Here is a 13,128-nt window from a genome sequence, read left to right as displayed (position 1 = left end):
CGTGCCGCCCCCGCGCGAGAAGTCGTACGGATTGCTCGTCCAGCTCTACTCCCTGCTCTCGCGCCGCTCCTGGGGCATGGGCGACCTCGGAGACCTCGCCGAACTCGCCGCCTGGTCCGGGCGGGCCCTGGGCGCGGGGTTCGTGCAGGTCAACCCCCTGCACGCGGCGGTTCCGAAGCCGCCCGACGGGGCGTCCGACCCCTCCCCGTACCGCCCCTCGTCGCGCCGCTTCCCCGACCCCGTCCACCTCCGGGTCGAGGACATCCCCGAGTACGCCCAACTGGCCGGCGAAGCCCGTGACATGGCCGCCGAGCTCACGCGCCGGGCCGCCGCCCTGAGCGAATCCGTGCTCCAGCAGGGCCAGTTGATTGACCGCGACGCCGTATGGGCACTCAAGCTCCAGGCCCTCGAGCTGATCCACGAGGTGCCGCTCGGCCCTGGACGGCGCGCCGCCTACAACGACTTCCTCGCCGAGCACGGCCAGGCCCTCGAGGACCACGCCACGTGGTACGCACTCGCCGAGCAGTACGGCCCCGACTGGCACGCCTGGCCGCAAACCCTGCGTGACCCCGCGTCGCCGCAGACCGCCCGCACCCGCCGCGAGTTGATGGACCGCGTGGACTTCCACTGCCGTCTGGCCTGGCTCACCGATGCCCAGCTCGCCGCCGCGCAGCGCTCCGCGCGCGACGCGGGCATGGACATCGGGCTCGTGCACGACCTGGCGGTCGGCGTGCACCCCGCGGGAGCGGACGCCTGGGGTCAGCAGCGGCACTTCGCCGCGGGCATGTCGACCGGCGCCCCGCCGGACGCGTTCAACGCGCGCGGCCAGGACTGGGGCCTGCCGCCCTGGCGCCCGGACCGCCTCGCCGAGTCCGGATACGCCCCCTACCGCGCCCTCCTGCGCGGACTGCTCCGGCACGCGGGCGCGATCCGCATCGACCACGTAATGGGCCTCTTCCGGCTCTGGTGGGTACCGGAGGGCCGCGCACCCACCGAGGGAACATATGTCCAGTACGACGCCGAAGCGATGCTCGCCGTCCTCACCCTGGAGGCGCACCGCGCGGGCGCCCTCGTCATCGGCGAGGATCTGGGCACCGTGGAACCCGGCGTTCGCGAGACCCTCCAGCGCCGCGGCGTGCTCGGCACCTCCGTGCTCTGGTTCGAGCGGGACTGGGCGGGCACGGGACGGCCGCTGCCGCCCGAGCGCTGGCGCGCGGACTGCCTGGCCACCGCCACCACGCACGACCTGCCCTCCACCGCCGCCCGCATCACCGGCGAGCACGTGCACCTGCGCGACCGGCTCGGCCTGCTGACCCGCCCGGCGGCCGTGGAGCAGGGCGAGGCCGCCGCCGACGTCTCGGAGTGGCTCGCGCTGCTCTCCCGGCTCGGGATGCTGCCCGGTGGCGGGGGATACGAACAGGAGGAGATCCGCGCCGTCCACCGCTTCCTGCTCGCCACGCCTGCCCGCATGATCGGCATCTGGCTGCCGGACGCGGTGGGCGACCGCCGACCGCAGAACCTCCCCGGCACCTGGGACCAGTACCCCAATTGGCGGCTGCCGATCGCCGACGCCGAGGGTCGCCCCGTCACCCTGGAGGAACTCGCCGCCTCACCGCGCCTGCACGCGTTCATGGAGGTGTTCCGCACCCGCCCGGAGCCCCGTACGGCACCCCCGGGCGCGCGGCCGCTTTAGCAGTTCGCTACGTTGGCACCGTGGACAAGAAGAACGCTCTGCGCGCCGGCGCCCTGGCTTCCGGTACGACGCTGATGATGCTGCTCATGTCGTCCCCCGCGCTCGCGCTCACGCCCGACGACGGTGACGACCCGGGTCCCGGCCTGAGCGTGATCGAGACGCTCGGCCTCTATGTCGTGGCGCCCATCGTGCTGTTCCTGGTGATCGCGGGCCTGGTCATGGTCGGTGACAAGACCCGCAAGCAGGAGAAGCAGGGCTGACGCCACCGCTTCGTGATCTGAGCTTTCCGTAGGGGCTCTTCATCGGCGTACGCATGCGCATTCGTGCGCGTACGCCGGTGAGGAGCCCCTACGTATGTCATGGCCCCCGTATCTGTCTATGCGCGTCACGGCCGATCGGCCGTCAGATAGCGCTGCACCGTCGGCCCGAGCCAGTCCGCCATCTCCTCGCCCGACAGCGCGACCGCGGCCGGAAACCGCAGTACGTAGCGGGTCAGCGCCATCCCGAGGATCTGTGCGGCGCAGAGCCCGGCCCGCCGCGGGGCGTCGGCGGGGTCGGGGCAGACGCGGCGCGCGACCGGCAGCAGTTGGTCCCTGAAGACGCCCCGCATGCGTTCGGCGCCCGCGGTGTTCGTGATCCCGACGCGGAGCATCGCGGTCAGCACCTCGTCCTGCTCCCAGACGCCGACGAAGTGGGCCACCAGGGCGCGCCCGATGTCCTCGCGCGCCACCGCGGTGAGATCGGGCAGGCGCAGATCGATGGCGCAGGCCGCGGCGAACAGGCCCTCCTTGCTGCCGTAGTAGCGCATCACCATCGACGGATCGATCCGCGCGTCCCCGGCGATGGCGCGGATGGTGGCCTTCTCGTAGCCGTCGGCGGCGAACCGCTCGCGGGCCGCCGAGAGGATCGCGCCACGGGTCGCGTCGGAGCGCCGGGACACGGCAGGCCTCCCCGCCCCGGGCGCTGGATCCGGTGCGCTTTCGTTCATGCCAACAAACGTAGGCCAACGGACGTTGACAGTCCATGGCGGCGGCTCTACATTGGCCAACAAGCGTTGACCAACGGATGTTGGCACTAGGAGGCCGCCATGAACGGAACCCGCGAAACGCAGGACGCCACCGGCACCGCGAACCCCGCCGTCATCGTCGTCGGCGCCGGCCCCACCGGGCTGCTGCTCGCCGGGGACCTGGCCGCGGCCGGTGTCCCCGTCACCCTGCTCGAAAGGCGGCCGCACGGGATCAGCAACCTCTCGCGCGCCCTGGTGCTGCACGCCCGCACCCTCGAACAGCTCGACGCGCGCGGCCTCGCCGACGACCTCGAAGCCATGGGGCAGCCCCTGGACCGCCTGCGCCTCTTCGCCCGCCTGGAGGTCGGCCTCGACAAGCTGCCCTCGCGCTACAACCACCTCCTGGTCCTGCCGCAGTACGAGGTGGAGCGGGTCCTCGAACGCCGGGCGGTCGAGGCGGGCGTCGACTTCCGGTACGAGAGCGAGGTCACCGGGCTCACTCAGGACGCGGACGGCGTGACGCTCGAAGTCCGCGGCCCCGGCGGCGGGACGGGCACGCTGCGCGCCGCGTACGTCGTCGGCGCCGACGGGCTGCACAGCCCGGTCCGCAAGGCCATCGGCCTGCCCTTCCCCGGCAGGTCCGCCATCCGCTCGGTCGTGCTCGCCGACGTGAAGCTCGCCGAGAAGCCCGCCTCGGTCCTCACGGTGAACGCCGCCGGTGACGCCTTCGCCTTCATCGCGCCCTTCGCCGACGGCTATTACCGCGTCATCGGCTGGAACCGCGCCCACGACGTACCGGACAGCGAGCCCCTCGACCTCGAAGAGGTCAAGGAGATCACCCGGCTCGCGCTCGGCCGCGACTACGGCATGCACGACGCCCGCTGGATGTCCCGCTTCCACAGCGACGAGCGCCAGGCGCCCACGTACCGGGTCGGCCGGGTCTTCCTCGCCGGGGACGCCGCGCACGTCCACACCCCGGCGGGCGGGCAGGGTATGAACACCGGTCTCCAGGACGCCGTGAACCTGAGCTGGAAGCTGGCCGCGGTGATCGACGGCCGGTCGCCGGAGGGCCTGTTGGACACCTATCAGTCCGAGCGGCACCCCATCGGCAAGGCGGTCCTGCGCAGCAGCGGCGGGATCGTGCGGCTCGCGATGGTCAAGCGTCCCTGGTCGCGCGCGGCCCGCGCCGTCCTCGCGTCCTTCGTCAACGCCGTCTCGCCGATCCGTGACAAGGGGATCGGCCAGATCACCGGGATCGGTTACGCCTACCCCGCCCCGAAGGGCTCTCACCGCGCGGCCGGGCGCCGGGCTCCGGACATCACGCTCAAGGAGGGGCGGCTGTACGAGGCGCTGCGCGAGGGCGAGTTCGTGCTGATCGCTCCGGCGGGCGCGCAGTACGACGCCGCCGGCGTGGCGGGGCGTGCCGTCGTGACGCACTGGGCGAGCGACCGGCGTACGACCGTCCTCGTCCGCCCCGACGGGTACGTGGCGTGGGCGGCGGAAGAGGCGGACGCGGGGGCGGTGCGGGCGGCGCTGGGGGAGTGGGGTGCGGCGTAACCTTTCAGATCTTCTTCAAAGAAACCTCGAAAAGATTCGATGGACCTGATGGGTGTGGGGGTGTCACTGTAGTCCCGCAGCCAACCAAGAGATCAGCGAGACCAGATCAAGTGGTCAGCGAGACCAGATCCCCGCCGGGTGGTGCCCACCCTCGGCGGGGTTCGTGTTTTCCCGGAGCGACCGGGAGAGAGGCAAGGGATATCAGTGACTGTCCTGGACCGGACGACACCCATCCGCACCGAGCCGGCCCCCGGGGCGGCGGGGAAGGCGCAGCGGGCCGCGGGCCCCATCGGCGCCGGTCTCGCCCTCGCGGCGCTCGCCACGGTCGTCTGGTCGGGCAGCTTCGTCACCTCGCGCGCCCTGGCCGACAGCGTGCCGCCCGTTCAGCACGCGTTCTGGCGGTGGATCATCGCGATCGTGGCGGTGGCGCCGTTCGCGGCGCGGCAGGCGTGGCGGCAGCGGGCGGTGCTCCGGGCGCACATCCGCTTCCTGCTCCTGGCCTCCCTCCTCGGCGTCACCATCTACAACACCCTGGTCAACCAGGCCGGCGTCACCACCACCGCGGGCAACATGGGCATGATCATGGCGGCGTCACCGGTCCTGATGGCGGTGTACGAACGCCTCGGCGGCACCAAGCTCGGCGTGCGCCGGGTGACGGGCATGCTGATCGCCTGCGCGGGCGTCCTCGTCCTGGTGTCCGGGGGGTCGCTCTCCATGGACTTTGCGGCGGGTGACCTGTGGGTGATCGCGGGGGCCGTCTCCTTCGGCTCGTACAGCGCGCTGCTCAAGCGCAAGCCCGCCGAGATCGGCGGACTGCCGTTCCTCTTCGCGACGTTCGTGCTCGGCGCGCTGATGCTGCTTCCGGTGTTCGTGGCGAGCTTCGTGCTCCAGGGCGGTTTCGAGGTCACCGCCGGGACGGTCTCCCCGCTCCTGTACGTCGGTGTCGTCTCGTCCGCGATCGCCTTCTTCGCCTGGAACAAGGCGATCTCGATCATCGGCGCCGCCCGCGCCGGGGTCATCTACTACCTCCAGCCGGTGTGCGTCGCCCTGCTCTCCTTCGTGGTGCTCGGCGAGGCGATGGGATGGCTCCAGGTGATGTGCATGGGGCTGATCCTGGGCGGGGTCGTGCTCGGCGCGGCGCGCGCGAAGTAGGGGGAGCAAGTGGCGCGGGCCGTGGGATCACCGCTTCTGACCAGTCGGTACGTTGGCTCCATGAGCGAGTGGGACATCAAGAAGCTCCAGATCCTGCGTACGTTGAGCGAGCGGGGCACGGTCACCGCGGCGGCGCGGGCCTTGCAGATGACGCCGTCCGCGGTGTCGCAGCAGCTGTCCAACCTCGCGAAGCAGCTGGGGGTGCCGCTGCTGGAGGCGCACGGGCGGCGGGTGCGGCTCACGGACGCGGCGCATCTCGTCCTGCGGCACGCGGAGGCCGTCTTCGCCCAACTGGAGCAGGCGGACGCGGAGTTGGCGGCGTATGCGCAGGGCGAGGCGGGGGAGGTGCGGGTCGGGGCCTTCTCGACCGCGGTGCCCGCGCTGGTGGTCCCCGCGGTGCGGGAGCTGCGGGCGGCGGCGCCGGGGATCTCGGTGCGGGTCCGTGAGGTGGAGGCGGCGGAGGCGTACGAGCTCCTTGCCGCGGGGGAGGTGGACGTGGCGCTCTCCCTCGCGGTGACGGCACCGGCCGCGGCGGACGCGGACACGCGCTTCACGCGGGAGTCGCTCCTCGCCGATCCACTGGACGTGGCGCTTGCCGGGGAGCATCCGCTGGCGGCGGTCGAAGGGCTGCGCCTCGCCGATCTGGCCGGGGAGCCGTGGATCTTCGGGGGCAGCGGTCCCTGGTCGGAGATCACGCGGGCGGCGTGCGAGGGGGCCGGGTTCACGCCCGAGCAGGCGCATTCCGCCGCCGGCTGGACGGCGATCCTCGCGATGGTGGAGGCGGGGATGGGGGTGGCCCTGGTCCCGCGGATGGCGGCGGGACGGCGTGACGGGGTGGTGATGCGGGAACTCTCCGCGGACCGCCCCCGCCGCCACGTGGTGGCAGCGGTCCGCCGCGGGGCCGCCGGGGGCGCGGCGGTCAGCAGGGTCTTGTCGGCGTTGCGCTCCGCGGTGCCTGCGCGGGGGGCGGAGCCGGAGTAGGCCGGTTTCCGCCGCCCGCCGCGTCGTGGCTGGTCGCGCGGTTCCCCGCGCCCCTGAGGGGGCGCCCCGTAGGGGCGCGGGGAACTGCGCGAGCAACCAGGGTCAAGCCGCGCCAGAAAACAGAGAAGCAGCCCGGGCCGGAGGCCGAATGCCCCCGGCCGCGGAGAGCAAGGCTGCCCCGCCCCGCAGAGCTACGCGTCCGCCTGCTGGGCCCGCAGGGCTCGTTCCACGCCCGCGCGGGACTCCGTGATCAGGCGGCGCAGGGCTGCCGAGGGGGATGCCGAGGCCAGCCAGGCGTCCGTGGCGTCCAGGGTCGCCTGTGACACCTGGAGCGCGGGGTAGAGGCCCACCGCGATCTGCTGCGCCATCTCGTGCGAGCGGGAGTCCCACGCCCCCTTGACCGCCGCGAAGAACTTCTCCGTGTACGGGGCGAGAAGCTCGCGCTGGTCCGTCTGGACGAACCCGGAGATCACGGACTCCTGGATCGCGTTCGGCAGCTTGTCGGATTCGACGACGGACGCCCAGGCCTCCGCCTTCGCCTCCGGCGTGGGCCGCGCCGCCCGCGCCGCGGCGGCGTGCCGCTCGCCCGCGGCCGTCTTGTCGCGGTCGAGTTCCGCCGCGATCCCGGCCTCGTCAAGGCGCCCCTTCGCCGCGAGCCGGTGCACGAAGGCCCAGCGCAGCTCCGTGTCCACCGCGAGCCCCGCGATCGACTGCTTGCCGGACACCAGCTCCTCCAGGAGCGTCAGCTGCTCCTCGGTACGCGCCGTCGACGCGAACGCCCGCGCCCACGCCAGCTGGTGGTCACTGCCCGCCTCCGCCGCCCGCAGATGCGAGAGCGTCGCCTCGGTCCAGCCCGCGAGCGCCTCCTCGCGCCCGGCCGGGGCCGCGTACAGGTCCAGCGCCAGCTTCACCTGGCGGTGCAGCGACTGGACGACCCCGATGTCCGACTCCTTGCCGATGCCGGACAGGACGAGGGAGAGGTACTCCCGCGTGGGGAGTTCCGCGTCCCGCGTCATGTCCCACGCCGACGCCCACGAAAGCGCCCGCGGCAGCGACGCCTCGAAGTCACCGATGTGCTCCGTGACGAACGCCAGCGACTCCGCGTCCAGACGCACCTTCGCGTACGAGAGGTCGTCGTCGTTGAGGAGGATCACCGCCGGGCGCTCCCGGCCCACCAGCTCGTCCACCGACGTCAGTTCGCCGTCCACGTCGAGCTCCACGCGGTCCGTGCGCAGCAGCTTGCCGCTCTCGTCGTCGAGGTCGTACAGGCCGATCGCGATCCGGTGGGGCCGCAGCGTCGGCTCGCCCTTCGCGCCCGCGGGCAGCGCCGGGGCTTCCTGCTTCACCGCGAACGACGTGATCCTGCCGGACGTGTCGACGTCCACCACCGGGCGCAGGACGTTGATCCCGGCCGTTTCCAGCCACTTCTTCGACCAGGTCTTGAGGTCGCGCCCGCTGGTCTCCTCAAGCGCGCCGAGCAGATCGGAGAGGCGCGTGTTCCCGAACGCGTGCGCCTTGAAGTACGCCTGCACGCCCCGGAAGAACTCGTCGTCGCCGACGTACGCCACGAGCTGCTTCAGGACGCTCGCGCCCTTCGCGTACGTGATGCCGTCGAAGTTGACCAGAACGTCGTCGAGGTCCTGGATGTCCGCCATGATCGGGTGCGTGGAGGGCAGCTGGTCCTGGCGGTACGCCCACGTCTTCATGGAGTTGGCGAACGTCGTCCAGGAGTGCGGCCAGCGCGAGTTCTCCGCGTACGCCTGGCAGGCGATGGAGGTGTACGTGGCGAACGACTCGTTCAGCCAGAGGTCGTTCCACCACTCCATCGTCACCAGGTCGCCGAACCACATGTGGGCCAGCTCGTGGAGGATGGTTTCGGCGCGCGTCTCGTACGCCGCGTCCGTCACCTTCGAACGGAACACGTACTGGTCGCGGATGGTCACCGCGCCCGCGTTCTCCATCGCGCCCGCGTTGAACTCCGGCACGAAGAGCTGGTCGTACTTGGCGAACGGGTACGCGTAGTCGAACTTCTCCTGGAACCACTCGAAGCCCTGCCGCGTGACCTCGAAGATCGCGTCCGAGTCCAGAAACTCCGCGAGCGAGGGCCGGCAGTAGATACCGAGCGGAACCGACTGGCCGCCAGGACCCTCGTACGAGCTGTGGACCGAGTGATACGGACCGACGACGAGCGCCGTGATGTACGTCGAGATGCGCGGCGTGGGCTCGAAGACCCAGACGTCACCGCTGGGCTCCGGGGTCGGCGAATTCGAGATGACCGTCCAGCCGGACGGTGCCTTCACGGTGAACTGGAACGTCGCCTTGAGATCGGGCTGCTCGAACGAGGCGAAGACGCGCCGCGCGTCGGGAACCTCGAACTGCGTGTAGAGGTAGGCCTGTTCGTCGACCGGGTCGACGAAACGGTGCAGCCCCTCACCCGTATTGGTGTAGTCGCAGTCGGCGACCACCTTCAGCTCGTTGGGCCCCGCCTCCAGGTGCTTGAGCGCGATGCGCGAGTCACGGAAGACGGCGGCCACGTCCAGCGAGTGGCCGTTCAGGACGGCCTCGTGGACCGCCGGGGCGACCAGGTCGATGAACGTCTCGGCGCCCGCCTCCGCGGAATCGAAGCGCACCGTGGTCACCGAACGGTAGGTGCCGCCCTCCTGTGCGCCGGAGAGGTCGAGATCGATCTCGTACGAGTCAACGGTGAGCAGCTTCGCGCGCTGCTGCGCCTCTTCGCGGGTCAGATTGGTGCCGGGCACGCGGTCATCTCCTCGGGTACGACTTGTGGCGTTTCCGGCCATCCTTCCACGTGGGTACGCGGACGTGGCCAGGCATGGTCCGACGGCCGCCACGCGGCATTGTTAGCGGGCTGCCGTGCCACTAGCATCCGCGCGTCGACTCACGCCCCGGGGGGAGCGTCCATGGGACTCCGACGGTCACCGCGATTACCGGGAGCACCTCGATCACCGCGCAGACGCAGAGCGCGCCGATCATGCGGCGCGGGGTGCGCCTCGTGATCGACGTACTCGTCGTGGGAGCCGGGATCGGCGGGCTCACCACCGCGCTCAGCCTGCACGCGGCGGGCATCGGGGTGCGGGTCGTGGACGCGGCGGACGCGCTGCGGCCGGTCGGGGTCGGCATCAACCTCCTCCCGCACGCCGTACGCGAGTTGACGGCCCTCGGCCTCGGCGCCGAACTGGCCGCCACGGCGGTGCCGACGGCCGGGATCCTGCACTTCGACCGGCACGGAAACCACATCTGGGGCGAGCCGCTCGGCCTTGACCGCGGCCACCACTGGCCGCAGTACTCCCTGCACCGCGGGGCGCTTCAGCTGATCCTCCTCGACGCGGTGCGCGACCGCCTCGGCGAGCGTGCTGTCCAGACCGGTACGGCGTTCGTGCGGTACGCCGAGCCGGAGGGGTCGGGGGCGCTGCGGGTGACGCTGCGGGACGTGGCCCGCGGGCGGGAGTTCACGGTGCCGGTGCGGGCCCTGGTCGGGGCCGACGGCCTGTACTCGGCGGTGCGGGCCTGCCTGCATCCCGGCGAGGGGCCGCCGCTGTGGAACGGCGTCCGGATGTGGCGGGGCGTCACCGAGTGGGATCCCGTGCTCGGCGGCCGGACGATGGTGATCGCGGGCAGCAACGCGACCACGAAGCTCGTCGTCTACCCGATCTCGCGGGAGGCGGAGACGCGGGGGCGCGCGCTGCTCAACTGGGTGGCGGAGGTGCGGTTTCCGCGGCATCACCACGGGGCGCCCGGGCCGGTGGACTGGAACCGTTCGGGGCGCCTCTCCGACGTCCTGCCGCACTTTTCCGGGTGGCGGATCGGGGATCTGGACGTGCCCGCGCTGCTTGCCGCGACGGGGTCGACGGGGCGGATCCTGGAGTACCCGATGGTGGACCGGGATCCGCTGCCCTGGTGGGGGCGCGGGGCCGTCACCCTCCTCGGCGACGCGGCCCATCCCATGTACCCCGTGGGGTCCAGCGGGGGTTCCGAGGCGGTGCTCGACGCCCGGGCGCTCGCCGGGTGCATGGCCCTTGCCGGGCTGGACCGGGTGGGCGGGATGCGGGCCTATGAGGCGCAGCGGTGGGGCCCCGCCAATGCCGTGGCGCTCGCCAACCGGGCGATGCCGGTGGACGAGATCCTGCGGACGGTCGCGGAGAGGGCTCCGGAGGGGTTCGCGCGGGTGGAGGACGTGTTGACGGGGGAGGAGCTGGCGGGGTTGGGGGAGGGGTACCGGCGGATGCGGGGGGCTTGGTAGGAGTGACTTTTCCCCAACTCCGCCCCAGGCCCCGTACAAGATGTCCTCGAAAGCCGGACGGGCGGAGAGATTCAGCCCGTCCGGCGTTTGAGGACGAACTCGGCGGAGCCGGTGATGACGTCCACCAAGGCCCCCGCGCCGAGCGGGTTCGCGGGAAGGGGCGGGGTTGGGGAAATTGAACGTCCGAAATGCGCCAGCCACGCCCCACCCGCACGCGCGAAGCTCGGCACATGAACGCAACGACGACCCCGGCCACCACCTATACCCCCCGCCCCATCCACCCCACCACCCTCAAGCAACTCCGCATCACCGACGACGCAGCCCGCCCCTGCGCCCCCTACACGGACACGGAAGGCGGCGACCCCCTCCGCTGCTGCCTGCGCCCCATCGCCCCCGGCGAACGCGTCGCCCTGGTCGCGTACGCCCCCCTGCGCCGCTGGGCGGCGGAAACCGGCGCCACCCCCGGCGCCTACGACGAGCAGGGCCCGGTCTTCATCCACGCGGACGACTGCGAGGGCCCGGCGGCCGAGGACACCGGGGAGTACCCCTTCGCCCGCCCCGGAGCCCTGCGCACCCTGCGCCGCTACAACGCCGAAGGCCACATCATCGGCGGCCGCCTCCTGGAGATCCCGGACCCGGCGACGGAAGGCTTCGACGCCGCCTTCGCGGAAGCCTTCGCCGACCCGGAGGTCGCACTCGTGCACGTGAGGGCGGTCGAATACGGCTGCTTCCACTTCGAGGTCCGCCGGCCCGACTAGGCCCGTCTAGGCCCGTCTAGGCCCGTCTAGGCCCGCCGGCCCTAGGCAATCGCCCCCACCGCCCGCGCGAACGCCCGCACCCGCTCCGTACCCGCGTCCCTGCGCCACACCATCCCGAGCACCGAATCCGGCACCCCCTCCACCGGCACGAACGTCACGTCACGCCTCCCGTGGTACTCCGCGGTCGGACGGCACAGCAGCATCGCCCCGCGGTCGGCCGCGACCAGGGTCAGGCCCTCCTGGAGGGTGCGCACCTCGGGGGCGGGCGCGGTCGAGGGAGCCTGTGCCGCGCGCCAGTACGCCGGTGCAGGCGCCGTCGCGGAGATCAGCGGAACCCCGGCCAGTTCGTCGGCCCGCAGCGAGCCCCGGCCCGCGAAGGGATGGCGTACCGACACCGCGACCGTCTGCTGCTGGCGGGAGAAGAGCGGGCCGAGCACCAGGTCCGGCTCCTCGACCGGCAGCAGCACGATCGCCGTGTCCACCTCCCCGTGCCGCACCGCCCCGAAGGGGTCGGCGAACGGGATCTCCACGATCTCCGTCACACAGCCCGGATGCCGCTCCTGGAAGTCGGCGATCGCCCGCATCAGACGCGCGTCCGCCGTCCCCTGGAAGCCGATCCGCAGCCGCCCCGTGACCCCGCGCGCCGACTCCCGTGCCGCGTCCACCGTGGCGCTCAACGTCTCGTACGCCGGGCGCAGTTCGGCCAGGAACCGCTCGCCCGCCGGAGTCAGCCGCACCCGCCGGCTCGACCGCTCCACGAGCCGCGTGCCGATCCGCCGCTCCAGGTCCCGCAGGAGCTGGCTGACGCGGCTCTGCGAGACGTAGAGCCGCTCGCCCGCCCGGCCGAAGTGCAGCTCGTCGGCGAGCGCCATGAAGCACTCCAGCTCCCGTATCTCCAGCATCGCCAACCCCCGCGTCCCCCGCGCCATCCATGAGCCTCGCTCATTCAAGGATGAGATCTTCGCCGTTGTTCCCGGTGTGCGTCCGGCGAAGGCTTGGCCTCATGAAAGCCACCCGGGACAGCCGCCCCGAACTCGCGGAGCCGCAGCGCTCCCTGCCCCTGTCCGTCCTCGCCGTCGCCGCCGCCACCTTCTCCGTCGTCACCACGGAAATGCTCCCGGTCGGCCTGCTCACCTCCCTCTCCGCCGGGCTCGGCGTGTCCGACGGCACCGCGGGCCTGGCCGTCACGCTCCCCGGCGTCGTCGCGGCGCTCGCCGCGCTGCTGCTTCCCGTCGCCGTGCGGCGCGCGGACCGCCGGACGGTGCTGTGCGCGCTGCTGGTCCTGCTCGCCGCCGCCAACCTCGGCTCCGCGCTCGCGCCCGCCTTCGGAGTGCTGCTCGCCGCGCGGGTCCTGGTCGGGGGCTGCATCGGGGGCGTGTGGGCGATCGCGGCCGGGCTCGGCGTACGGCTCGTGCGCGAACAGTCCGCGGGGCGGGCCACCACGGTGATCTTCAGCGGGATCGCGGTGGCGTCCGTGCTCGGTGTCCCCGCCGGTACGTTCCTCGGCGAACTCGCGGGCTGGCGCTGGGCGTTCGCCGCCATGGGGGTGTTCGCGCTCGCGGTCGCCGGACTGCTCGCGGCGGCCCTTCCGCCGCTGCCCGCGTCGGCGGCGGTACGGATCGGCACCTTCCCCGGGCTGCTGCGGAACGCGCGGCTGCGGGCGGGACTGCTCGTGGTGCTGCTCCTGGTCACCGGGCACTTCGCCGCCTACACCTACGTC

At 72.3% G+C, this 13,128-nt stretch carries 11 protein-coding genes; 8 read left to right on the top strand and 3 right to left on the bottom strand.

Features of this window, described 5'->3' with window-relative positions:
• The coding region (malQ, locus tag ACQKIP_RS25030; protein ID WP_427744119.1) for a 4-alpha-glucanotransferase at positions 1-1,693 on the top strand (1,693 nt) is incomplete at its 5' end.
• Positions 1,694-1,713: 20 nt separating this feature from the next.
• Positions 1,714-1,953: a hypothetical protein gene (locus tag ACQKIP_RS25025; RefSeq protein WP_361186190.1), complete on the top strand. Its 240-nt coding sequence runs from the start codon at positions 1,714-1,716 to the stop codon at positions 1,951-1,953.
• Between the two features lie 125 nt (positions 1,954-2,078).
• Here ACQKIP_RS25025 and ACQKIP_RS25020 read toward each other — a convergent pair whose 3' ends face one another.
• Positions 2,079-2,681 (bottom strand): TetR family transcriptional regulator, encoded by a 603-nt coding sequence (locus ACQKIP_RS25020; RefSeq protein ID WP_365857702.1) that lies wholly within the window; start codon positions 2,679-2,681, stop codon positions 2,079-2,081.
• Between the two features lie 99 nt (positions 2,682-2,780).
• On the opposite strand from ACQKIP_RS25020, the gene ACQKIP_RS25015 reads away from it, so the two are divergent.
• The 3 genes from ACQKIP_RS25015 (at position 2,781) to ACQKIP_RS25005 (ending at position 6,389) form a co-directional block, all read left to right on the top strand.
• Positions 2,781-4,256 (top strand): FAD-dependent monooxygenase, encoded by a 1,476-nt coding sequence (locus ACQKIP_RS25015; protein WP_365857704.1) that lies wholly within the window; start codon positions 2,781-2,783, stop codon positions 4,254-4,256.
• A 204-nt stretch (positions 4,257-4,460) separates the two neighbouring features.
• Positions 4,461-5,408, top strand: coding sequence for a DMT family transporter (locus ACQKIP_RS25010; protein ID WP_427744116.1), 948 nt, complete (start codon positions 4,461-4,463; stop codon positions 5,406-5,408).
• A gap of 60 nt (positions 5,409-5,468) precedes the next feature.
• On the top strand, positions 5,469-6,389 hold the full coding sequence (locus tag ACQKIP_RS25005) for a LysR family transcriptional regulator (RefSeq protein ID WP_365857706.1): 921 nt from the start codon (positions 5,469-5,471) through the stop codon (positions 6,387-6,389).
• A gap of 191 nt (positions 6,390-6,580) precedes the next feature.
• Here ACQKIP_RS25005 and pepN read toward each other — a convergent pair whose 3' ends face one another.
• Entirely contained in the window at positions 6,581-9,148 is a 2,568-nt protein-coding gene (gene pepN / locus ACQKIP_RS25000) for an aminopeptidase N (protein WP_365857708.1), read from the bottom strand.
• Positions 9,149-9,402: 254 nt separating this feature from the next.
• Between pepN and ACQKIP_RS24995 the strand changes: the two genes are divergently transcribed.
• Positions 9,403-10,650 carry a flavin-dependent oxidoreductase gene (locus ACQKIP_RS24995; protein WP_365857710.1) on the top strand — a complete coding sequence of 416 codons (1,248 nt, stop codon included), beginning with the start codon at positions 9,403-9,405 and terminating at the stop codon, positions 10,648-10,650.
• A gap of 230 nt (positions 10,651-10,880) precedes the next feature.
• Positions 10,881-11,408, top strand: a complete 528-nt coding sequence (locus ACQKIP_RS24990; protein ID WP_365857712.1) for a DUF1203 domain-containing protein — start codon at positions 10,881-10,883, stop codon at positions 11,406-11,408.
• Between the two features lie 41 nt (positions 11,409-11,449).
• On the opposite strand, the gene ACQKIP_RS24985 is transcribed toward ACQKIP_RS24990, so the two are convergent.
• Complete coding sequence (locus tag ACQKIP_RS24985) at positions 11,450-12,316, bottom strand: LysR family transcriptional regulator (protein WP_365858029.1); 867 nt, start codon at positions 12,314-12,316, stop codon at positions 11,450-11,452.
• A 95-nt stretch (positions 12,317-12,411) separates the two neighbouring features.
• Here ACQKIP_RS24985 and ACQKIP_RS24980 point away from each other — a divergent pair.
• A partial coding sequence (locus ACQKIP_RS24980) for an MFS transporter (RefSeq protein ID WP_427744113.1) occupies positions 12,412-13,128 on the top strand: 717 nt, incomplete at its 3' end.

It is taken from the genome of Streptomyces sp. NPDC059900, from assembly GCF_050270335.1.
Classification (GTDB): Bacteria; Actinomycetota; Actinomycetes; order Streptomycetales; family Streptomycetaceae; genus Streptomyces.
Note: the sequence above shows the minus strand (reverse complement) of the source record. Positions and strands in the feature narration are given on the sequence as shown.